The 20,425-nt window shown below is 40.7% G+C and carries 25 protein-coding genes; 15 read left to right on the top strand and 10 right to left on the bottom strand.

Annotated elements, in window-relative coordinates; all coding sequences use genetic code 11:
* Positions 1 to 37: 37 nt before the first annotated feature.
* A complete protein-coding gene (locus tag UYI_RS36360) occupies positions 38 to 208 on the bottom strand; it encodes a hypothetical protein (protein ID WP_157226275.1) in 171 nt (56 codons plus the stop codon).
* Positions 209 to 382: 174 nt separating this feature from the next.
* On the opposite strand from UYI_RS36360, the gene UYI_RS31690 reads away from it, so the two are divergent.
* Together UYI_RS31690 and UYI_RS34395 are read left to right on the top strand one after the other, a co-directional pair.
* Positions 383 to 994, top strand: a complete 612-nt coding sequence (locus tag UYI_RS31690; RefSeq protein WP_235147888.1) for a general stress protein — start codon at positions 383 to 385, stop codon at positions 992 to 994.
* A 23-nt stretch (positions 995 to 1,017) separates the two neighbouring features.
* Positions 1,018 to 1,701 carry a reverse transcriptase domain-containing protein gene (locus UYI_RS34395; RefSeq protein WP_235147887.1) on the top strand — a complete coding sequence of 228 codons (684 nt, stop codon included), beginning with the start codon at positions 1,018 to 1,020 and terminating at the stop codon, positions 1,699 to 1,701.
* Here the strand turns inward: UYI_RS34395 and UYI_RS0100875 are convergent.
* Together UYI_RS0100875 and UYI_RS39495 are read right to left on the bottom strand one after the other, a co-directional pair.
* Positions 1,602 to 3,317 (bottom strand): sensor histidine kinase, encoded by a 1,716-nt coding sequence (locus UYI_RS0100875; protein WP_016864807.1) that lies wholly within the window; start codon positions 3,315 to 3,317, stop codon positions 1,602 to 1,604. The genes UYI_RS34395 and UYI_RS0100875 overlap by 100 nt on opposite strands.
* Before the next feature lie 202 nt (positions 3,318 to 3,519).
* Positions 3,520 to 3,654, bottom strand: coding sequence for a hypothetical protein (locus UYI_RS39495; RefSeq protein WP_016864806.1), 135 nt, complete (start codon positions 3,652 to 3,654; stop codon positions 3,520 to 3,522).
* Between the two features lie 2 nt (positions 3,655 to 3,656).
* Here UYI_RS39495 and UYI_RS0100865 point away from each other — a divergent pair, with 2 nt between their 5' ends.
* Entirely contained in the window at positions 3,657 to 5,222 is a 1,566-nt protein-coding gene (locus tag UYI_RS0100865) for a YcjF family protein (RefSeq protein ID WP_026085669.1), read from the top strand.
* A gap of 30 nt (positions 5,223 to 5,252) precedes the next feature.
* On the opposite strand, the gene UYI_RS0100860 is transcribed toward UYI_RS0100865, so the two are convergent.
* On the bottom strand, positions 5,253 to 5,462 hold the full coding sequence (locus UYI_RS0100860; protein WP_016864804.1) for a hypothetical protein: 210 nt from the start codon (positions 5,460 to 5,462) through the stop codon (positions 5,253 to 5,255).
* A gap of 162 nt (positions 5,463 to 5,624) precedes the next feature.
* On the opposite strand from UYI_RS0100860, the gene UYI_RS0100855 reads away from it, so the two are divergent.
* From UYI_RS0100855 to UYI_RS0100830, 6 genes are all read left to right on the top strand, one after another.
* Positions 5,625 to 5,894: a helix-turn-helix domain-containing protein gene (locus UYI_RS0100855; protein WP_235147886.1), complete on the top strand. Its 270-nt coding sequence runs from the start codon at positions 5,625 to 5,627 to the stop codon at positions 5,892 to 5,894.
* 158 nt (positions 5,895 to 6,052) lie between these two features.
* On the top strand, positions 6,053 to 6,202 hold the full coding sequence (locus tag UYI_RS38545; RefSeq protein WP_016864802.1) for a hypothetical protein: 150 nt from the start codon (positions 6,053 to 6,055) through the stop codon (positions 6,200 to 6,202).
* A gap of 207 nt (positions 6,203 to 6,409) precedes the next feature.
* On the top strand, positions 6,410 to 8,659 hold the full coding sequence (locus UYI_RS0100845) for an ATP-binding protein (protein ID WP_016864801.1): 2,250 nt from the start codon (positions 6,410 to 6,412) through the stop codon (positions 8,657 to 8,659).
* A gap of 63 nt (positions 8,660 to 8,722) precedes the next feature.
* Positions 8,723 to 9,166: a response regulator gene (locus UYI_RS0100840; protein ID WP_016864800.1), complete on the top strand. Its 444-nt coding sequence runs from the start codon at positions 8,723 to 8,725 to the stop codon at positions 9,164 to 9,166.
* 136 nt (positions 9,167 to 9,302) lie between these two features.
* Positions 9,303 to 9,446, top strand: coding sequence for a hypothetical protein (locus UYI_RS37480; protein WP_016864799.1), 144 nt, complete (start codon positions 9,303 to 9,305; stop codon positions 9,444 to 9,446).
* Between the two features lie 19 nt (positions 9,447 to 9,465).
* Positions 9,466 to 11,058: a hybrid sensor histidine kinase/response regulator gene (locus UYI_RS0100830; protein ID WP_016864798.1), complete on the top strand. Its 1,593-nt coding sequence runs from the start codon at positions 9,466 to 9,468 to the stop codon at positions 11,056 to 11,058.
* Positions 11,059 to 11,373: 315 nt separating this feature from the next.
* Here the strand turns inward: UYI_RS0100830 and UYI_RS0100825 are convergent, their stop codons facing one another.
* On the bottom strand, positions 11,374 to 11,937 hold the full coding sequence (locus UYI_RS0100825; RefSeq protein ID WP_016864797.1) for a hypothetical protein: 564 nt from the start codon (positions 11,935 to 11,937) through the stop codon (positions 11,374 to 11,376).
* A gap of 216 nt (positions 11,938 to 12,153) precedes the next feature.
* Here UYI_RS0100825 and UYI_RS0100820 point away from each other — a divergent pair, with 216 nt between their 5' ends.
* Both UYI_RS0100820 and purT read left to right on the top strand, forming a co-directional pair.
* Positions 12,154 to 12,654, top strand: coding sequence for a pentapeptide repeat-containing protein (locus tag UYI_RS0100820; protein WP_035137894.1), 501 nt, complete (start codon positions 12,154 to 12,156; stop codon positions 12,652 to 12,654).
* A gap of 349 nt (positions 12,655 to 13,003) precedes the next feature.
* Positions 13,004 to 14,191: a formate-dependent phosphoribosylglycinamide formyltransferase gene (gene purT / locus UYI_RS0100815; protein ID WP_026085667.1), complete on the top strand. Its 1,188-nt coding sequence runs from the start codon at positions 13,004 to 13,006 to the stop codon at positions 14,189 to 14,191.
* Between the two features lie 76 nt (positions 14,192 to 14,267).
* On the opposite strand, the gene UYI_RS0100810 is transcribed toward purT, so the two are convergent.
* Together UYI_RS0100810 and yidD are read right to left on the bottom strand one after the other, a co-directional pair.
* Positions 14,268 to 15,284: a sulfate/molybdate ABC transporter ATP-binding protein gene (locus UYI_RS0100810; RefSeq protein WP_016864794.1), complete on the bottom strand. Its 1,017-nt coding sequence runs from the start codon at positions 15,282 to 15,284 to the stop codon at positions 14,268 to 14,270.
* Between the two features lie 153 nt (positions 15,285 to 15,437).
* Positions 15,438 to 16,028, bottom strand: coding sequence for a membrane protein insertion efficiency factor YidD (gene yidD, locus UYI_RS0100805; RefSeq protein WP_016864793.1), 591 nt, complete (start codon positions 16,026 to 16,028; stop codon positions 15,438 to 15,440).
* A gap of 533 nt (positions 16,029 to 16,561) precedes the next feature.
* On the opposite strand from yidD, the gene UYI_RS39490 reads away from it, so the two are divergent.
* Positions 16,562 to 16,687, top strand: coding sequence for a hypothetical protein (locus UYI_RS39490; RefSeq protein ID WP_016864792.1), 126 nt, complete (start codon positions 16,562 to 16,564; stop codon positions 16,685 to 16,687).
* Positions 16,688 to 16,745: 58 nt separating this feature from the next.
* Here the strand turns inward: UYI_RS39490 and UYI_RS0100795 are convergent, their stop codons facing one another.
* Positions 16,746 to 16,898, bottom strand: a complete 153-nt coding sequence (locus tag UYI_RS0100795) for a hypothetical protein (protein ID WP_235147885.1) — start codon at positions 16,896 to 16,898, stop codon at positions 16,746 to 16,748.
* An 88-nt stretch (positions 16,899 to 16,986) separates the two neighbouring features.
* Here UYI_RS0100795 and UYI_RS31685 point away from each other — a divergent pair, with 88 nt between their 5' ends.
* Positions 16,987 to 18,165: an RNA-guided endonuclease InsQ/TnpB family protein gene (locus UYI_RS31685; protein ID WP_016864790.1), complete on the top strand. Its 1,179-nt coding sequence runs from the start codon at positions 16,987 to 16,989 to the stop codon at positions 18,163 to 18,165.
* Positions 18,166 to 18,275: 110 nt separating this feature from the next.
* On the opposite strand, the gene UYI_RS0100785 is transcribed toward UYI_RS31685, so the two are convergent.
* Positions 18,276 to 18,605, bottom strand: a complete 330-nt coding sequence (locus UYI_RS0100785; protein WP_016864789.1) for an ArsR/SmtB family transcription factor — start codon at positions 18,603 to 18,605, stop codon at positions 18,276 to 18,278.
* Positions 18,606 to 18,695: 90 nt separating this feature from the next.
* On the opposite strand from UYI_RS0100785, the gene UYI_RS0100780 reads away from it, so the two are divergent.
* Positions 18,696 to 19,052, top strand: a complete 357-nt coding sequence (locus UYI_RS0100780; protein WP_016864788.1) for an ArsI/CadI family heavy metal resistance metalloenzyme — start codon at positions 18,696 to 18,698, stop codon at positions 19,050 to 19,052.
* On the opposite strand, the gene UYI_RS36350 is transcribed toward UYI_RS0100780, so the two are convergent.
* Positions 19,037 to 19,201, bottom strand: coding sequence for a hypothetical protein (locus tag UYI_RS36350; protein WP_016864787.1), 165 nt, complete (start codon positions 19,199 to 19,201; stop codon positions 19,037 to 19,039). The two genes, UYI_RS0100780 and UYI_RS36350, sit on opposite strands and share 16 nt — an antisense overlap.
* Positions 19,202 to 19,344: 143 nt before the next feature.
* On the opposite strand from UYI_RS36350, the gene UYI_RS0100770 reads away from it, so the two are divergent.
* Positions 19,345 to 20,403 (top strand): PstS family phosphate ABC transporter substrate-binding protein, encoded by a 1,059-nt coding sequence (locus UYI_RS0100770; protein WP_016864786.1) that lies wholly within the window; start codon positions 19,345 to 19,347, stop codon positions 20,401 to 20,403.
* Positions 20,404 to 20,425 lie beyond the last annotated feature (22 nt).

Genomic DNA, 20,425 nt, shown 5'->3' with positions numbered 1-20,425 from the left:
CGAACAATAGAGGCGCAATTTCCGTTGATGTTAGTAGTTAGTGGTTGGTTGTTGGTTGTTGGTTGTACCAGACGTGCCATGGCACGTCTGTACAGTGGTTGGTTGTTGGTGGTTGGTGGTTGATTGTTGGTTGTTGGTGGTTGGTGGTTGATTGTTGATTGTTGGTGGTTGGTGGTTGATTGTTGATTGTTGGTTGTTTACCCCCCACCTCCCCACCTCCCCTAATCCCCAGAGGGGGCCGACCTCCCCCCACTCCCCACCTCCAAATAACCTCTCTGTTGATAGATAAACTGCTTACACCTGAGAACGATGGAAATAATTTCAAAACAAGGCAAAACAGTATGTAAGCACAAACAAGCTTAATTAAATGGAGGATTACAAAATGGTTGTGGGGAAACATCAACGTGCAATTGGGGTATTTTCTAACCGTAGCGCCGCTGAACATGCACTCACAGAACTTAGAGATGCTGGCTTTAGCATGAACAAAGTTTCTGTCATCGTTAAAGACAGCGATCGCACTGGTGATATTGCTGGTGTTGACACCCAAGAACGTGTTGGTAATAAAGCTGATGAAGGAGCTACTGCTGGAGCAGTTACAGGTGGTATTCTAGGAGGTTTAACTGGATTACTCGTAGGTTTGGGTACTTTGGCAATTCCTGGTGTTGGTCCCATCTTACTTGCAGGCGAAGTAGCCACAACCTTAGCCACAACTGCTGCGGGTGCTGGTATTGGTGCAGCAGCTGGTGGGTTATTAGGTGCATTAGTTGGTTTGGGAATCCCTGAAGAACGAGCTAGAGTTTACAACGATCGCGTTTCCCGTGGTGATTATCTAGTCATTGTAGAAGGCACAGAAGAAGAAATCCGTCGCGCTGAAAGTATTCTCAGAAATCGCGGTATCGAGGAGTTTGGTATTTATAATGCACCAGTTGCTGATGCTATTTGGAAAACTGGAAATACAACTCCACCTACAGCGGAGTCCCGCAGGGCGCAGTAGTAAGCCCAATACTTTCCAATTTGGTGCTAGATAAACTGGATAAATACGTCGAACACAAGTTGATACCTGCCTACACACGAGGTCTTAGAAGGAGTGTTTACCCTCCCTACAGAACTTTGACATTAGCTGCATCAAAAGCACGAAAAGCTGGAAATTTGGAAGAAGCACGCAAACTAAGCCAACAGGCGCAGTCAATTCCGTCGCGTGACCCCAATGACCCAAATTTTCGTCGCCTTTGGTACACAAGGTACGCCGACGATTTTCTGTTAGGAGTTGTAGGTTCAAAATCCGAAGCCGTGGAAATCAAACAGAAAATAGCCACTTTTTTACGTGACGAGTTAAAACTGGAACTCAGTGAAGAAAAAACACTCGTTACCCATGCAAGGGACGAAGCCGCTAAATTCCTGGGTTATGAAATCCACATATTGCACGCCAATGATAAACACGACCAACGTGGTCAAAGATGTATCAATGGCAGTGTAGGGTTAAGGATTCCCAGAAGCGTAATTAATAGCCACTGTACTAAATACATGCGCTCTGGAAAGGCAATACATCTAGCACAAAGACTATCGGGCGAGGGGCGACCCTCAAACCTTACCCGCTCTTTTTACCCCCTTGCAACTGGTAAAATAACCGCAAATTCTGTACCTGCATTTAGTTCAGAATTAAAATTCAGCTTACCGCCGTGTTTTTCAACAATTATTTGATGAGTAATCGCCAAACCTAAACCAGTACCAATACCTCGTGGTTTTGTTGTAAAGAAAGTATCAAATATTTTATCTTGATTTTCTGTAGGAATGCCAGGGCCATTATCCGCTATTCGCACTACTACCCAATCACTATTCATGGCTTCTGTGGTAATAGTAATCACAGGTACAAATTGTTTATCTTGAGCAGCTTTTTCTTCTAAAGCATCAATGGCATTGATTAACAAGTTCATAAATACTTGATAGAGTAAACCTGTGTAACCTGTAACAGGTTGAATCTCGCCATAATTGCAATCAACTCTAATACCTTTTTTCAGACGATTTTGCAAAATTAATAGTGTACTGTCTATACAAGTATGTAAATTAACCGACTGAGCTTCACAGTTATCCAAACGAGAAAAATCTTTTAAACTCCTGATGATTTCTCGTGTCCTTTCTGCGCCAAATTCGATTGACTTGATGAGTTTTGGTAAATCCTCTTCGATAAATTCAAAGTCAATCTCTTGTTTTTTAGCTTCTATGACTTGGTTAGGATCGGGAAATTCAGCTTTATATGTTTGCAATAAGTCAAATAAGTCGTTGATATAAGTTTTGGCGCTGCCTAAATTCCCATAGATAAAATTTATGGGATTATTGATTTCGTGGGCGATACCAGCAATCATTCTGCCTAAGCTAGATAGCTTTTCGCTTTGAATTAGTCGTGCTTCAGCCTCAGATTTTTGTTCTTTTAAAAGATATTTTACTTGTTGGATTAACTGGTTAAGAGAATCAGCGAGAGTACCGACTTCATCTTTTGTTGTCACGGATACTTGCAAGTCAAAATTACTTTCTTGGGTGACTTTTTGGGCAACATAAGTGAGGGTTTGCAAGGGACGTACAATGATAGTGCTTGTGTAGATAGCCAAAATGGCAGCGATCGCAGTTGACAGTAGAATGCTACCAAGAATAATTAGAGCTTGCAGTACTGATGCTTGATTTTGGGCTTGATCAGCATCTTCTTGGCGATGGCGAACCGTTTTGGCAATTTTGTTTAACTCCTGGCTAAATTCATAAAAATCAAGTGCAGTTGTACTTTGACTAAATTGCTGAATTAATTTTTGTGCTTTTGGCACTTCCTGTGGTCCGGAAGCGAGTGACGAAATCTGATCTAGAAGCGTCCTCTGTTGCTGGAAATAAAGACTGACAGTACCATCATATTGTTTGAGTAACGCCTGTAAATCTGCTTGTGATGTGCTTTGACTAAATTCTTCCAACTGAGAAAATAACTTTTCAGCTTCTGCTAGATTAGTTTTTAACTCAGAAGTTTCCTGTAGCAGCCTTGCCTTTTCATTCAAAAAAGGTACAATTCCTTGTTGGTAAGACTGGATTTCTAGCAGTTCTCCTTGAAGGGTACTAAATAAATGACTTTCTTCATCCGCCATGATCATTTGATATCTGGCTTGTTGGAAGTGAATTTTACCAATTAACAGCCCCGCCGTTGTTCCTAAAACTGCAACTCCCAGGGAAAGACCATATCCAAGAATAATTTTTTGTCGAATACTGAGCTGATGGAACACTCGTTTAACCAGGTTGTAGTAATGCTCTGGCAAATGTTTTAATTCAGATAATGGGATCATGATCTAGTTAGATGTTGCAGTTTTCCATCTGGCGGATTTCTAGCATAAAAAATCCTGTTATTAGCAGCTAAGTATAAATTTAATATGTAAATTTTTCTCAGTTTATCAAAACATACTTCTCTCGACCCTGGTGAAAAATACTGAAACTATTAATATTAAAAGCAGGATGAAGTATGAAGTATGAAGGGTAAATAATTAGTATTTATCCCTCTGCCTTCTGCGGGGCCCCCACAAATTCGCGATTCGGAGAGCGAATTTGTGGGGAACCCCTTCTGCCCTCTGCCTCCTGCCTTCTGCCCTCTGCCTCCTGCCTTCTGCCTTTTTTAGCCTGTGCCATCCATGCCTCTGTCGCGTATCGTTACGCTTATTGTCGGTCTCATCGTCATTTTGGGACTTTGCCTGTGGCTGATTGACTCTCTGTCACGGCTTTATTGGCAGTTGTCCTACTCTCCCTTTTTGGGGAATTTACTGCTGTTTTTGATCATTTTCTTGATTGGTGCTTTAATTGCTACCTTTGTCTATTACGTGCTGGTACTCCAGGCTGGCGAGTCGCGATCGCGCCGTGCCAAAAGACAACGTCAACAAGTGCAAATCCCCGCCGCCAAGTCGGAAGCAGCTTCTTCCACCCTGCAAGCTGTGAAGCAACAAGTAGCCCAAATTCAAGATGAAGTCGCCCGGCAAGCCTTACTCAGTAAATCACGAGAAATTGAAGCCAACCTCAAACGAGGTGAAATTCAAGTCGTGGTGTTTGGCACTGGTAGTGCTGGCAAAACATCTTTGGTAAATGCGATTCTGGGACGCATGGTAGGCAGGGTAGATGCACCTATGGGAACTACCACAGTAGGAGAAACCTATTGTATGCGCTTACGGGGTTTAGAGCGCAAGATTTTAATTACCGATACACCAGGAATTTTAGAAGCAGGCATAGCGGGTACTGAGAGAGAACAGCTAGCCAGAGAACTAGCAACGTCAGCAGATTTACTGTTATTTGTAGTTGATAATGACCTCAGACGCTCAGAATACGAGCCTTTACGAGCATTGGCTGAAATTGGAAAGCGCTCTTTGTTAGTGTTGAATAAAACAGACCTGTACACAGAAGAAGATAAAGAAGCTATCCTCGCTAGATTGCGGCAAAGAGTACGGGGATTTATTGCGGCTGGTGATGTGGTAGCAATTTCTGCCAATCCCCAACCTGCCCAGCTAGAAACTGGCGAAATGTTCCAACCAGAACCAGAAATTATCCCCTTGCTGCGGCGAATGGCGGCAATTTTACGGGCAGAAGGTGAAGATTTAGTTGCAGATAATATTCTGCTGCAATCGCTGCGACTGGGAGAAGAAGCGCGCAAACTCATTGATAGTCAACGTCGCCGCCAAGCTGACAAAATCGTAGAACGGTTTCAGTGGATTGGTGCTGGGGTGGTGTCGGTTACACCATTGCCAATGGTAGATTTACTGGCAACGGCTGCTGTCAATGCCCAAATGGTCGTAGAAATTGGGAGAGTTTACGGTTGTGAATTAAACATGGAACGGGGACGGGAATTGGCGCTGTCTCTGGCGAAAACAATTGCTGGTTTAGGGATTGTTAAAGGTGCATTGGAGTTACTTTCTACGGCTTTGCAACTCAATGTCGGTACGTTTATTATTGGTAGAGCAATTCAAGGTGTGACAGCTGCGTATCTGACACGTATTGCTGGTAAAAGCTTTATTGAGTACTTTCGCAATGATCAAGATTGGGGCGATGGCGGAATGACAGAGGTAGTGCAGCGTCAGTTTCAACTTAATCGCCGCGATGAATTTATGAAGGCATTTATCCAAGAAGCGATCGCACGAGTTGTCAGGCCTTTACAAGCAAATGCTGAACTGGTGGAACAAGAGGAAGAAAATAGACTAGGAAGTGGGGATTAGTAGGGGCGTACATCTGTACACCCCTACAATTTAAATTTTTGTGTAAATTTTCCAAGTTTGAGCGATCGCTTGGGCATCTAGGTCAAAAAATCCTTCCTTCTGACCATTACTCCAAGTAATAACGCAAACTCTTTGCTCTTTGGAGGGATTAACATAAATTTTGCAAAACTGAACTTGACGAGCGTAAGCTAAATTTAACCAGCCTTTTGTAGGTGTTTTGCAAAGAATAGGTTGTGGCATAATTTTAATATCCTTAACTTTGTTTTGGTTAATGTCCTTAACTTAAGTTTTGAGGCATAGAGAGGCGGTTTGTACTTTGGTCGGTGGAACCGCTTTCTCTATACTTTCATTGTCTATTTTCTGCCTAAACTTGTCAATATTTTTCAGAAAATTTACAATAAAATGAAGTCTGAAAATTTACCTGTAATTAAAATGCAAGTTAAACGAACAATAGAAATTACTCTCGACTTTCCAGGGCTAGGACAACGAATTAAAGAGGCTAGGGAGAAAGATGGGCGTTCCCTAACTCAAATTTGTCGCGACAGTGGAATTAGCCGTGCTTATTGGTATCAATTGGAAGCTGAAGACTTACGTGCGCCTGCCACAGAAGAAATTATTCGCAAGATTGAACAGGCATTAAATATAGATTTGGGAGTGAAGTTTGATGATTAATTTTGATTGTCGTAGGTTATTGAATTAGCGATCGCATCTGTCTAACACGCTATTAAACTTGCTCCTCACTAGTGCTTTAGCGTTTGACGCGATCACACCTTTGGGTTCTAATGCTTCAGAATGGCATATTGGGTTGAGTATTTTGCCGATCAGGAAATATGCTGAAAATCACCCAAGTATTACTAGTAATCAACCACACAAGTTTTGACAGCTTCCGAGGCGTCAGAACCCCGACTTTTTTAAAAAAGTCGGGGATGTGGCCGACCTATCAAAATCAATTTGGTGAACTACTAGCGATTTTGCCATAGCCTACCCAGAGGAACAATAATCTATAATTTTTGTCAACTGTGTGGTTACAGAAAACCTAAACTATTCCTTATCTCTTCTATTTAGATTTCTATCTATCCAAAATCTTTAAAAAATATTAAAATATAAAAAATTGTTTATATTGGGGTATTAAAAATACCAACCCCAAAAATGTAGTTTAACTAACACTGTATTTAAAATCTCATTATTTGGAGTTGCTATCAAACAGTCACAACGAACTCACTCTTAACCCTGGCTCAATCCAGCCTCATGGTGTACTACTAGCGCTAAGTACCCAGTTGGAGATACTACAGGTTAGCAGTAATACCCAAGTCTATTTGGACAAACAGCCAGAGGAGTTGCTAGGTCAACCCCTCAGTTCTTTGCTTGATGCTCCGGGTTTAGAAGCGATCGCTCAACTTCCAACAGAAGAAATTGATACTCTCAATTACCTGAAGCTATCAGTCCCTACAAAAGAAGGTAAGCGAGACTTCCATGCTTTTGTGCATCACTTAGGTGACAAAATCATTCTGGAGTTAGAATCAACACAATCACCAGACGAAGTAAATTTCATCAATATCTACGCTTTAATTAAAAGAGCGATCGCCAAACTTAAACGCACAAATAACCTAATAGATTTCTTACAACTTGCAGCCCAACAAACCCGTGAAATTACAGGGTTTGATCGAGTCATGGTCTACCAATTTGACCACCAAGGGGCGGGGGAAGTAATTGCTGAAGTAAAAACACAAGAGTTGTCGCCTTATTTGGGACTTCATTATCCAGCCACAGATATTCCAGAACCAGCTAGAGATTTATACAGACGCAATTCGTTGCGACTTATACCCAGAATTAATGCCCAGCCTGTGGAATTGCTTTCTAGCATAGATGATACTCCCCTGGATTTAAGTCTATCTGTACTGCGGAGTGTTCATCCTTGTTGTGTGGAATTTCATCAAAATATGGGTGTGGCAGCTTTAATGGTGATTCCCCTGATTAAAAATGGCAACCTGTGGGGATTAATTTCCTGTCATCATCAAACTCCCAAATATGTGCCTTACGAAATCCGCAGTGGCTGTGAATTTTTGGGACAAATTGTCTCATCGGAGTTAGCCAATAAAGTTATTCAGGAAGAAGTGGACTATAAAGCCAGATTAGAGTCTCTGCGTTCTGGTGTTGTAGAATCTATTTCCCAGGTAGATAACTTTAGAGATGCATTAATCCAGCCTGAACCCCGGTTACTAGGTCTTGTAGGTGCGACAGGGGCAGCGGTTTGTCTGGATGGTGAAATTTCCCTGGTGGGAGCAACACCAGATTTAGAGGATGTGCGATCGCTAATTACCTGGGCAGATACTCAGGTGAACGATAATATATTTTATACAGATTCTCTGCCAAAGCTTTATCCAGAGGCTGAAACATTTAAAGATGCCGCTAGTGGTTTGTTGCTGTTGCGGATTTCTAAATTACGGCATTATTACATTCTTTGGTTTCGCCCCGAAGTTATCCGCACTGTAAGGTGGGCTGGTAATCCTAACGAATCAATTCAAGTTAACCCAGATGGTAGTTTCACCCTTTGTCCAAGAACATCTTTTGAACAATGGCAGGAAATTGTCAGATTGACATCTGCACCTTGGCAAGAATGCGAAATTGATAGTGCCTTGAGTCTGCGAAATGCGATCGTGGGCATTGTCCTCAAAAAAGCAGAAGAATTAGCCAAAATTAACCAAGAGTTAGAACGCAGTAACCGCGAATTAGCTTCCTTTGCCTATGCAGCTTCCCACGACCTCAAAGAACCATTGCGCGGTATATATAATTACTCGGTAATTCTCTTAGAAGATTATGCATCGGTGCTAGATGAAGATGCTACAGAGTTCTTACAGACTGTGATTTCCTTGTCAGTACGTATGGAAGCCTTGATTAATGGTCTACTGCGACTGTCGCAATTAGGACAAGCAGCACTGCAATTACAAGCGGTTAATTTAAATGAATTGCTTGATCAAGTTATAAATGTCTTTCATGCTAGCCGTCAGCAACATAATCTCGAACTTCGCATTCCCAGACCTCTACCAACAATTCGGTGTGACCCAGTTCTGATGAACGAGGTCTTTAGTAACCTCATCACCAATGCTTTTAAATACAACGATAAAGCAGAACGATGGGTGGAGATTGGGTATTTGGATCAACAAGGGGGACAAGGAAGCAATTTTTCTACTTTATCTTCTCCCGGTTCCCACTCCCCAATCACTTTCTACGTACGAGATAACGGTATTGGCATTCCACCCCACCACCGCCAAACCATCTTCAAACTTTTCAAACGGCTGCATACTCAAGAAAAATACGGCGGTGGTACAGGTGCAGGACTTGCTATTGCCAAAAAAATAATTGAACGCCACGGTGGTCAAATTTGGGTAGAGTCTACCCCAGGCGAAGGATCAACGTTTTACTTGACACTAGAATAAGTTAAGATATATTAAAAAAACTTTCATTTTTAATAAACATAGATTTTTAACATAACTTCACTAATGGCAACAAAACTTAACGAACCACTATTGGTTGTTGAGGACAGCAACGAGGATTTTCGGATGCTTCAGCGCTTGATGCGGCGTATGGCTGTCCAAAACCCCATACATCGCTGTACTAGTGGGGATGAAGTTTTAGACTACCTATATCAAGAAGCAAAAAACCCCGATGGCTCATCCCGACCTTCTGTGATTTTACTAGACCTGAATCTACCAGGTATTGATGGTCGTGACATCTTAGAGCAACTTAAGCAAGACCAAAGTTTTAAAGAAATTCCCATAGTAATCTTCACCACTTCATCTAACCCCAAAGATATTGAATTTTGTTATCAAAAGGGTGCAAATGGCTATCTTGTCAAGCCAATGGATGTCCAAGAATTGCAAAAGACCATTCAAGCGTTTGTAGATTATTGGTTGCAAGTTAACGTTCCGCCAGCTTCTGGGTGATGGGGAGTGTGAGGGGTGTGAGGAGTGTGGGGAGTGTGAGGAGTGTGTAGACGCGCTCATAGGCTTCCCGTAGGGTACCCGGAGGGCTTGCCGTAGGGTGGAGTAGTATAACCACTAACCAATGTAGAGACGTGCCATGGCACGTCTCTACAACAATCAACAATCAACAATCAACAACCAACAATCAACAACCAACAATCAACATTTGTATTTTTTTACAATTTTTTTAGTTTTTCTTAATGTTTTCGTAATTTATGACAATGTTGAGGAAGAGTATTAGACCTCTGCCCCATTTTCTTATGCCGAATGCCTGGAAGCTACTCATCATTGATGATTGTGCAACAGATCGGAAAATCTATCGTCGCTTTCTTTTGAAAGACCCTCACCACTATTACCAAATTCTGGAGGCAGACTCAGCAGAAGTTGGGCTTGGCTTGTGTCAACACACGCCCTGTGATCTGATTTTGCTAGATTTTTGCTTACCAGATATGAGCGGAATCGAATTTTTAGATGAACTTAGGCAGAAAACCTTTGGTTCTTCCGTACCGGTGATCATGCTTACTGGGCGTGGCGATGAAGAGATTGCCGTGCAAGCGATGAAAAGGGGTGTTCAAGATTATCTAGTTAAGCAACACCTAAAAGCGGATGTATTGCAACTAGCAGTTCGTAATGTAATCAAGCAATTATGTCTGCAAACTCAGTTACAAAAGACTCAGGAACGACAGCGCTTGATTGCCACTATGTTGCTACGAATTCGTCAGTCTCTTGATTTGGAGGAAATTTTATACACAGCTGTTAGAGAAGTGCAACAACTGCTCAAGTGCGATCGCGTCATGGTATGCCAGTCACATCCAAAAATTGATGATCAACAAACTTGGCAAAATCACACTACAGACCAAAATAATTCTAATAATTCTTTATTATGTTATTGGGCTGGCTCAGATGATTGCAATTTTAACCTGTTAGAGCCATTAGATAGTAAAGCAAATCTAGTGGTTCCCATCACTTTGAGTCATAAAGAAGTAGTATCACAACCTTGGGGCTTTTTGATTGCTCACCAGTGTACAGGAAAACGCGAGTGGCAATCTGACGAACTAGAGATACTGTATGAAGTATCTGTGCAACTAGCGATCGCAATTCAACAAGCAGAATTACTCGCACAGACAAAAGCTGCTCTAGAAAAAGAAAAACAGCTCAACGCATTTAAATCTCAAATCGTCGCCACTATTTCCCATGAGTACCGCACACCATTAGCTTCAATTTTAGCGGCTGCATCTACACTCAAGCAACATGGCGATCATCTAGATGAATTTAAAAAACAAAAGTTTCTACACATCATTGAGCAAAAATCACGACACATGTCCAAACTGATAGATGACATGCTTGTCATGAATCAATTTGAACTTAATAAGACTAAATTTAAAACTATTCCCCTCGACTTAGAGCAATTTTTCTCTGTTCTGATCAGCGAACAGCAACAATTCTTTAGCGATCGCCACGAATTTATTTTTAATAGTAGTGGAAATCATAAAGGCTTCTGGGGCGATCAAGGACTGTTAAGGCTAATTTTTAGTAATTTAATGACTAATGCAATTAAATATTCTCCACAAGGAGGTAAAATCGAATTGCACTTAACTGGACAAGAATCTGAAGTTATATTTAGTATTCAAGACCAAGGTATAGGTATACCAATAGAAGATCAAACCAACCTATTTCAACCCTTCTGTCGTGGAAGTAACGTAGACACAATTCCTGGAACAGGTTTAGGATTGGCAATTACAAAAGCTTGCGTAGAATTACACGGTGGTAGTATTACCTTGGAAAGCCAACCCGATCAAGGCACTAAAGTTACAATTTGTCTACCAAAGCAACATATACAAGAAAGTAGTTGATTGTTGATTGTTGATTGTTGATTGTTGATTGTTGATTGTTGGTTGTTGGTAGTTGGTAGTTGGTAGTTGGTAGTTGATTGTTAGTTGTTGATTGTTGGTTGTTGATTGTTGATTGTTGGTTGTTGATTGTTGGTTGTTGGTTATTAGTGGTTAGTAGTTGTTAATGATTTACTACTCCCCACCTCCCCACTGCCCCTAATCCCCACTCCCTTGGGGGAGTGGAGGCCGGTGAGTTCCCCATCACCCCCCAACCCCACAAAGTGGGGACCCCTAGCCCCCCATCACCCCATCACCCCATTGCCCCTATCCCTAAAATTACTGTTCATATTTAACTACAGCTTGCCGTGCCAAAATAGAGTTCACGCAATCTACGCTGCCTGTAAGTAATTTACAAGGCTCCCTTGCCTCCGATAACCCAACTACAACCCGAACATATAACCCATCATCTAAATCAATTTTTGACACTTCATATAGAAATTTCTTACGAGGATGTATGGCTAATGCAGCTGATAACGCAGGTGTCGTACAGATAATGGCTTGTTTCCCAGCAGGTACGTAATGATCGATAAAAAAATCATGGTCTTTCGGATCATCGCTCCAACCACTATACAAAAATTTTGAAGACCAAGATAAACATCTAAAATCTATTCCTTTGTCACTAAATCCTTGGGAAAAACTTACTTTAGTAACTCCAAAAGAATTATTTTCTTTTTGTTTTTTTGCTTCTAAAAGTTGATTTGCTTTATCAATATATATGACTCTTGCTCTAAAAATATCAACTGCAAAGAAAGTTACCCCACTGAACAAACCGATCAAGAAGAATGTAGTTAGTAGCAGTAAACGACCTCGAAAGTCAATATGTATTTTTTTGATTTTCATACTAATTATTTTATGAATACAACAACTAATTTAAGTTACAAATGACATTTATTGTGAATTCATTCTCGGTCGGTAATGGTTAATAGATAATAAAACTACCAAGTTTTGATGTACTTCAGCCTAAATGATAGTTGTAAATACCAGGTTTATTGAGTAATTTTCGTGATATATTTTGAGTTATTTGAAAATCAAAACTTTTTTCAATTTAAAATAAAAATGCTAAATATTACTAATCTAAAATCCCGTGAGCTAACCATTTATTTCTTGGAACAAAATTCTCAACAACGTTGGCAAATCCTTAAACAACTGGGAATAGCACGTTATGATTTTTTAACTAAAATGCACTTCAATGAAGCAAATATCATTTGTGTCAGCCGATTTTTCGAGTATCCTAATCAACTAAAATTTCCTAATTTGGTGGGAGCAGATTTATCTGGCTTAGATTTAAAAGGGGTAAACTTCATCCGGGGAAATTTATCAGGTGCAAACTTAAAAGGAAGTAGTTTAGTTGATGCAGACCTCATTTTTGCCAATTTTACAGGTGCAGATGTCACAGATGCAGATTTGCGAGGAGCTACACTTAATGAGACTATATGGTTAAAAGCTTTAGTTGATAAATGTAAGTTCGGTGAAGGAATTGGTTTAAGTAATCAGCAACGCTGGGATTTACTAATGAATGGAGCTATTTTTAATGGTGAATCACTAGGAAATTGCTAAAGTGATTCAGGCGGTGGCACACCGTACCCCCGCAAACAGTGAAATAATGCATACAAAACTTATCAGGTGGGAGATTAGGAAAATGATGGGTTCGATGCCCATCATTTTACGATTAGGATTATCAGTTAGTTATCATATTATTGTGAATCAGCATAAGGGTCAGTTAATTTGTAATTCTATTCCAGATTAATGAACTAAATTCATCATTCAAATTCCTATTTATCAGTAAGCTGATTATTTATCAGTATTTATAAATTGACAGTAAATTTTTGATTATTCTTAAAGATTATAATTACACTAATAAAGCACAGAGGCTGAGAATACGCAGAGATATAAAATGAACAGTGTAATGAATAGTGATATGAAACTGCCACAAAAATTAATGTTGCTAGGTTCAGGGGAACTAGGAAAAGAATTTGTAATTGCTGCTGGGCGCCTTGGTAATTATGTCATTGCTGTTGACCGTTACGACAATGCTCCAGCAATGCAAGTTGCAGACTGTGCAGAAGTAATTTCGATGTTGAGTGCTGATGACTTGGAAAGAATTGTTGATAAATATCAACCAGATTTCATAATACCGGAAATTGAAGCAATTAGAACAGAAAAGTTACTGGAATTTGAAGCAAGGGGAATTACAGTGATCCCCACGGCAGCAGCGACTAACTATACGATGAATCGCGATCGCATCCGGGAACTAGCACACCAAGAATTAGGCATCAGAACTGCAAAATATGGTTATGCCTCTACCCTAGAAGAATTAATTGCTATTTCTGATGAAATTGGTTTTCCCAATGTGATCAAACCTGTAATGTCTTCTTCTGGTAAAGGTCAGTCAGTTGTCAAAGAAAAAGCGGAAGTAGAAAAAGCGTGGAATTATGCTATAGCAGGTTCTAGAGGTGACACTCACAAGGTAATTGTAGAAGAATTTATTAATTTTGAAATTGAGATTACTTTACTAACCATTAAACAATGGAATGCGCCCACAATTTTCTGTTCTCCTATCGGTCATCGGCAAGAAAGAGGAGATTATCAAGAATCTTGGCAACCAGCGGGAATTTCCGAACAAATGACAGCACAAGCACAGGAGATAGCCAAAAAAGTTACTGATGCTTTGGGGGGTGCAGGAATTTTTGGTGTGGAATTTTTTATTACCAAAGACGAGGTAATCTTTTCTGAACTCTCACCTAGACCCCATGATACGGGAATGGTAACATTAATTTCGCAAAATTTGAATGAGTTTGAACTACATCTGCGAGCAATTTTAGGCTTACCAATTCCTCATATAGAACAGTTAGGGCCTTCAGCAAGTGCGGTTATCTTAGCTTCAGAAAAATTAGATGCGATCGCTTATATAGGTGTAGCTGAGGCTTTATCAGAAAAAGATGTAGACATTAGATTATTTGGTAAACCAACTGCTCATCCTTATCGTCGCATGGGAGTTGCTTTAGCAAAAGGCAGCAACATTCAACAAGCACGGGAAAAAGCCACAACAGCCGCAAGTAAAGTCAAGTTGACCGAAGAAAGCAAGCTATGCTGAGGGCAGAAGATTTAAGGTTTGCCAGATCCCCGACTTTTTCAAACGCCGGGGATTTATGTGGTCGAGTACTAGTTTCTCAAATCGAATAATAAAGCGGAAAAGACTTAGCATCCTTCGGCTTGACATACACTTTTTGCTGTGGTTCTAAATTCAATTCATCAAAGCGATCGCGTGTCAAATGTGCTGTTACCACCTGTCCATCTTCTAAAGTCAATTCTGCTTGAATTTCCCAACCTAGATGTATCAACCGACTCACCCTTGCAGCTACGGTAGTGCCGTTGGGGGAGGTTTCGATAATCACGTCTTGGGGACGCAGGAACATTTCTGGATGTGCCGAATCAAATCCATTATTTTGGAAAATATTTGAAGTACTCGGTAATACGTTTACAGGCCCGATAAAACTCATCACAAATGCTGTCGCGGGATGATCGTAAATCTCCGCAGGTGTTCCAACTTGTTCTACACGTCCTTTATTCATCACCACGATTTCGTCAGAAACTTCCATCGCTTCTTCTTGATCGTGGGTAACGAAAACAGTTGTGACATGCACCTCATCATGCAAGCGCCGCAACCAAGCGCGTAGGTCTTTACGGACTTTAGCATCTAGCGCTCCAAAAGGTTCATCTAATAATAATACATTCGGTTCTGCTGCTAGCGCCCTGGCTAAGGCTACCCTTTGGCGTTGTCCACCTGATAGTTGCGATGGATAGCGATCGCCTAGTCCACTCAGCTGTACCAATTCTAATAATTGTTCTACCCGCGCTTTCACCTTTGCTTTTGGCAACTTGCGAATCTCCATACCAAAAGCAACATTTTGCCGCACTGTCATGTGCTTAAATAATGCATAGTGCTGAAACACAAACCCAATATTGCGTTCCTGCACACTTTGATTGGTGGCATCTTTGCCAGTCAAAATTATTTTGCCACTATCTGGCATTTCCAAACCAGCAATGAGTCGTAGCAATGTTGACTTACCAGAACCTGATGGCCCCAATAAAGCGACCAGAGAGCCACTTTTAATTTCGAGACTCACCCGATCAACCGCTTGGAAACTGCCAAACTGCTTAGATACGTTTTCAACTACTATGCCCACTGCTAGGAACCTCTACAACTAATCTACGGTTGTTTGATGGGGTTTGTGTATTTCATATATATCATAAAAGTGAAACACTTTTATGAATGCAAAAATTTTGAGCATCTAGACCAGCATGGAATTAATAACTTTAAAAATTCCTGCCTGCTTGTACTAATTACCACAACTACCGCAATCGAGAGAACCACAATCAGCCCCGCTACAATCAAAAGAACCGCACTCAGGCAAATTACAATCGCAATTCCCTAAATCACCAATAGCATTGGCAAAGTCACAACTAATCTCAGGACATGAACTACAGTCTTGTAAACTGCTATCACAGTTTATATTATCACAATTGTTGTGTCTATTGTAACTACTGTTAGGTCTGTGTTTTCCTATAGATGAGGATTGACGCTTTGATTTACTTGTATTTTCTAATACTTCTTCGTCTTCTTCGTCTTCTTCCTCAGACTCAGAGTTAGCAAATTGCATTTTTGCCCTTGCGGTCTTCACTCTTTGACAAGAGAACAAAATTTGGCTAGCCTGTTTACAAGCAGCAAAGCGATCGCGAGACATCAAAAGCCCTGCTTGTAACCCTTCAGTGGCAATCACCCGCTTGATGTACCCAGAGCAAGACTCACCACCATACAGTACTCGATGAGCGCAAGCAAAGCCTTTGTGAGGAGAAATATATTTTTGATATCCGGTAATTGCAATAATACTAATTTTTCTACTTAGAGAATCTAACAGGGAAATTTGCATCTTTGGGAATGGGTAGTAGGGCAGTAGCGATCGCAACTAAATTTACTCTTGACTAGCAAATTAAATTTATACATTGCCACATTAAAATACTCAATATAATCTACTACTCGACCACATAAGTTTTGAGGAGTTGCGAGGGGTTAGATCCCCGACTTCTTGAAGAAGTCGGGGATCTGGCCAACCTATCAAAATCAATGTGGTGAAATACTACTAGTAGTCCACCACATTCGCGCAGAGAATCCAGATTAACGCACGCCTCCGTTGGAGACTCAGGTTATTTAGCCAACACTTGGAAATACAGGACTTCACAAAATCATGAAAAAACGTAGACGCGCTCATAGGCTTAAGGTAAGGGTAGGACACGAAGGAATAAGAGTTTGGGAGAGTTCTTGTGTAAGTCCTAAAATAATGCGATCGCGAACTATAGATCCCGGACTTTTCAAAAAAGTCCGGGAGCTTGCTTGCTGAGATACAAAAAAATCTGTCAAAATAAAGCCAATCAAGCCAAATCCTCTGCTGTCAAGTCATAATTTATGCTTCCGACTGACACAATCCTCCGTAGTCGCTACAAAATCATCACACTCTTGGGAAAGGGTGGATTTGGCGAAACTTATTTAGCAGAAGATTTAGCTAGTTCGGGCAGAAGCCCCGCACTGTAATCTTTGATTCAGTGACGGGATGAATGCCCGGACAAAAACGAAACACCCCTTGACTGAATTAAACCGCAGGTTTAACAGGTTGAGGAGTAGTTGAGTTTTTGTCAATATCTGGAATGTTTAACGAATCAATCAAATCTTCTATGACATGAGTCATGGTCGTATCTTTCATTTGAGCATACAAACGTAGTTTATCCATCCTGCGTTTACTCATCCGTATTCTTAAATAATCGTCTTTCATGAAATATCCTCAATGTCTCCTCAGTATGCGAACATGGATACACTAAGGAGGTGATAAACAAGTGAGAACAGCGTACCAATACAAACTACGTCCAACCAAGCAACAAGTGCAAGAAATAGACCAATGGCTGTCCATGCTTTGCGCTCAATATAATTATTTACTGGCGGACAGATTTAATTGGTACGAACAAAATCGTTGCCCGATTAATGCTTGCCCCCTTGTTTGTCACATTCCTGAGTTGAAAGATAATCCCGACTATTACAGCCAAAAGAAAACATTACCATTGCTCAAGAAGACTCATCCTCATTACGGTGAAATTTACTCACAAGTCTTGCAGGATGTGGTTAAGCGAGTTAAGGTAACATTTGACCGTTTTTTAAGTGGCGATAGTAATGGTAAGCGAAGTGGTAGACCTCGGTTTAAGCCTCGTGATAGGTATCGAACTTTTACCTACCCACAAATGAAAGATGATTGTTTAAAAGATAGTTTGATTAACCTACCAAAACTAGGTCAAATCAAGGTCATATTGCATCGTCCCATACCTGCTGGATTCAAGATAAAAACCGTTTCTGTCACCAAGAAATCTGATGGCTATTATGTAACCCTAAGTTTGGAAGATTCGACAGTTCCAGAAATCAAACCAGATATCAATCCTGATTCAATAACAGGCATTGATATGGGGTTGAAGGAATTTTTGATTACTTCTGAGGGTGAAGCTGTTGCCATTCCTCAACACTACCGCAAGTCTCAAAAACGTTTACGAGTAATCCAAAAGCGTGTTTCACGCAGGAAGAAAGGCAGTAAGCGTAGACAAAAAGCTGTTAAACAACTAGGCAAGCAACACAAGAAAGTTGCAGACAAACGCAAAGATTTTCACTTTAAAACAGCAAGACAATTGCTGTCAAAATATGACGTTGTAGTTCATGAAGACCTCAACGTTAAAGGACTTGTCATATCTAGGCTAGCTAAATCTGTGCATGATGCTGGATGGTCAAGTTTCCTGTCAATTCTAACCACCAAAGCCGAAAATGCTGGGTTATTGGTAATTGCTGTGAATGCTTCCGGCACTTCTCAAGATTGTTCTAGTTGTGGGGTGAAAGTTCCTAAAAATTTGCATGAAAGATGGCATTCTTGCCAGTGTGGTTGTTCACTAGATCGTGACCACAATGCAGCGATAAATATAAAAAATAGAGCGGTAGGGCGTTCCGTTCTTAAAGCTCAGAGCCTCCGCGCGCAATAGCCGGATTGTCTGAGAAGCCCGCGCTGTACTCGAAGAGTCAGCGACGGGAGTATGTCACAGCGCAGTGAAAGAAATTCAAGGAAAATTGTTTTTAATTCGTGAAGTTCCTGTTAGGATAGTGCCTCCCGCAACACTGTTAGCTTCTCTGGCAAAATCCGGTAGTAAATCAAATTCCCGCGTCGCTCTTTTTCCAGTAAACCCGCCTCGTACATGACTTTGAGATGATGACTCACTGTCGGTTGCGAAATTCCTAATGGAGAAGCTAACTCACAAGCACAAACCTCTTTACTTGGCTGTGCTGCTATCAAACTCAGCATTTGTAACCGGATAGGTTCACCTAAAATACGGAAAATTGAGGCTAGATGCATCGCCTCATCAGGAGTGAGACGACCAGTAAGCAAGGGAGAACAACAAGATAGGACAGGTTTAGATAACTTCATACTTTCTATATTGACATATATCAATATACATGAATAGTATATTGATATAGATGAATATTGACGTAAATAAATATAAGGAGTCACTCAATTATGCCTCGTCTTCAACTAGCGCTAAATGTGAGTAACATTGATGCTGCTGTCGATTTCTACAGCAAACTATTTGGAACTGAGCCAGCAAAGCGTCGTCCAGGGTACGCTAACTTTGCAATTGCTGAGCCACCTTTAAAATTGGTGTTGTTTGAAAATCCTTCAGCTACTGGCAAATTGAATCACCTGGGAATTGAGGTGGAGTCATCAGCACAGGTTGCACAAGCAAGCGATCGCTTCCAGCAAGCCAATCTGACAGTAAGGTCTGAAAACCACACAACTTGCTGCTATGCCTTGCAAGATAAAATTTGGGTTACAGATCCAGATGGTGATGAGTGGGAAGTTTATACTGTTTTGTAAGATTCACCAACGTTTGCTTGTAATTCATGAAGGCAGTCAGAACGTAACTCGTCTTCCATTTCGTTCTCAACTTCCTTATTCATAAAACCTCTTTTCCTGACGGGTAGCTTTTCGGCTCTCTCACCAAAACTAGCGCGGGTAATTCTCATTTGCCTTTCCTTGGTAATTAATCAGCAAAACATATCAATAAAAATTGATATATTTTGTAAAATGTAGTCTAGTTATCATTAATAAATCAACTTTTTTTGAAATGATAGGAAGTATAACTATCATATAAGCTACGAGGTGAAACATGAGCGCGGCAGGAGAGAAGTTAGCGATCGCGCTTGGGATGTTGGTGTTGGCTACTAGTTGCACAACAAAATTCCATACATCTACGCAAACTTCCCCATCGGCAAATGTAACTGAAGTTACTAATTCACAAACAGTTGCAGCAGTAACAATAGATGGTTCCAGTACCGTTTATCCAATTACCCAAGCAATAGCAAAACAGTTTCAAGCAGAATCCCAAGATCAAACCCAAGTAAAAGTGGATATTTCCGGTACAAGCGGTGGGTTTGAAAAATTTTGTGCCGGAAAAACAGATATTAATAATGCCTCACGACCTATTCTCAGTGCAGAGATGGAAGTATGTAACAAAAATGGCGTGAGGTTTATAGAACTTCCTGTGGCTTTTGATGCTTTGACTATTGCTGTCAACCCTCAAAATACTTGGGCAAAAGATATTACCACCACAGAACTTAAAAAGATGTGGGAACCAGACGCCCAAAAGAAAATTACCAAATGGAATCAAGTACGTGCATCTTGGCCGGATCGTCCACTAAATTTGTATGGTGCTGGCAACAAATCCGGTACATTTGATTACTTCACAGAGGCAATAGTTGGTAAAGTCGGAGCCAGTCGCATGGATTATACAGCCAGTGAAGATGATCAAGTCTTAGTAGATGGCATAAGTAAAGATCCTAATGCTTTAGGATACTTTGGCTTTGCCTATCTAGAAGAAAATCAAAACAAGTTAAAAGCATTACCTGTTGATAGTGGCAAAGGCGCAGTAGTGCCTTCTCGAGAAACAGTAGAAAAAATTCAATATCAACCTCTGTCTCGACCACTGTTTATTTATGTTAATGCTCAGTCTGCTCAAAAGAAACGAGCAATTAAAGATTTTGTTGATTTCTATATTCAGAAAGCACCAACAACAGTAGCTTCTGTGGGGTATGTGCCTTTACCAGAAGAAGGTTATCACCTCGATAAAGTTCACTTTACCAGAGGCAAGGTAGGAACAGTTTTTGAAGGAGAAGCAGAGGTAAATCTCACTATTGGGGAGTTGTTAAGAAAACAAGCCAAGTTTTAGGCATTAGCTTTTACTTCCTTTT

This window comes from Fischerella muscicola PCC 7414, from assembly GCF_000317205.1.
In the GTDB taxonomy this organism is placed as follows: domain Bacteria; phylum Cyanobacteriota; class Cyanobacteriia; order Cyanobacteriales; family Nostocaceae; genus Fischerella; species Fischerella muscicola.
Note: the sequence above shows the minus strand (reverse complement) of the source record. Positions and strands in the feature narration are given on the sequence as shown.

What these genes read in the sequence shown, in the direction of transcription:
- UYI_RS31690 (WP_235147888.1), top strand. Translation starts at nt 383, where the DNA reads ATGGTTGTGGGGAAACATCAACGTGCAATTGGGGTATTTTCTAACCGT.
- UYI_RS0100875 (WP_016864807.1), bottom strand. Translation starts at nt 3,317, where the DNA reads ATGATCCCATTATCTGAATTAAAACATTTGCCAGAGCATTACTACAAC.
- UYI_RS39495 (WP_016864806.1), bottom strand. Translation starts at nt 3,654, where the DNA reads ATGGCACAGGCTAAAAAAGGCAGAAGGCAGGAGGCAGAGGGCAGAAGG.
- UYI_RS0100865 (WP_026085669.1), top strand. Translation starts at nt 3,657, where the DNA reads ATGCCTCTGTCGCGTATCGTTACGCTTATTGTCGGTCTCATCGTCATT.
- UYI_RS0100860 (WP_016864804.1), bottom strand. Translation starts at nt 5,462, where the DNA reads ATGCCACAACCTATTCTTTGCAAAACACCTACAAAAGGCTGGTTAAAT.
- UYI_RS0100855 (WP_235147886.1), top strand. Translation starts at nt 5,625, where the DNA reads ATGAAGTCTGAAAATTTACCTGTAATTAAAATGCAAGTTAAACGAACA.
- UYI_RS38545 (WP_016864802.1), top strand. Translation starts at nt 6,053, where the DNA reads ATGCTGAAAATCACCCAAGTATTACTAGTAATCAACCACACAAGTTTT.
- UYI_RS0100840 (WP_016864800.1), top strand. Translation starts at nt 8,723, where the DNA reads ATGGCAACAAAACTTAACGAACCACTATTGGTTGTTGAGGACAGCAAC.
- UYI_RS37480 (WP_016864799.1), top strand. Translation starts at nt 9,303, where the DNA reads ATGGCACGTCTCTACAACAATCAACAATCAACAATCAACAACCAACAA.
- UYI_RS0100830 (WP_016864798.1), top strand. Translation starts at nt 9,466, where the DNA reads ATGCCGAATGCCTGGAAGCTACTCATCATTGATGATTGTGCAACAGAT.
- UYI_RS0100825 (WP_016864797.1), bottom strand. Translation starts at nt 11,937, where the DNA reads ATGAAAATCAAAAAAATACATATTGACTTTCGAGGTCGTTTACTGCTA.
- UYI_RS0100820 (WP_035137894.1), top strand. Translation starts at nt 12,154, where the DNA reads ATGCTAAATATTACTAATCTAAAATCCCGTGAGCTAACCATTTATTTC.
- purT (WP_026085667.1), top strand. Translation starts at nt 13,004, where the DNA reads ATGAATAGTGATATGAAACTGCCACAAAAATTAATGTTGCTAGGTTCA.
- yidD (WP_016864793.1), bottom strand. Translation starts at nt 16,028, where the DNA reads ATGCAAATTTCCCTGTTAGATTCTCTAAGTAGAAAAATTAGTATTATT.
- UYI_RS39490 (WP_016864792.1), top strand. Translation starts at nt 16,562, where the DNA reads ATGCTTCCGACTGACACAATCCTCCGTAGTCGCTACAAAATCATCACA.
- UYI_RS0100795 (WP_235147885.1), bottom strand. Translation starts at nt 16,898, where the DNA reads ATGAGTAAACGCAGGATGGATAAACTACGTTTGTATGCTCAAATGAAA.
- UYI_RS0100785 (WP_016864789.1), bottom strand. Translation starts at nt 18,605, where the DNA reads ATGAAGTTATCTAAACCTGTCCTATCTTGTTGTTCTCCCTTGCTTACT.
- UYI_RS0100780 (WP_016864788.1), top strand. Translation starts at nt 18,696, where the DNA reads ATGCCTCGTCTTCAACTAGCGCTAAATGTGAGTAACATTGATGCTGCT.
- UYI_RS36350 (WP_016864787.1), bottom strand. Translation starts at nt 19,201, where the DNA reads ATGAGAATTACCCGCGCTAGTTTTGGTGAGAGAGCCGAAAAGCTACCC.
- UYI_RS0100770 (WP_016864786.1), top strand. Translation starts at nt 19,345, where the DNA reads ATGAGCGCGGCAGGAGAGAAGTTAGCGATCGCGCTTGGGATGTTGGTG.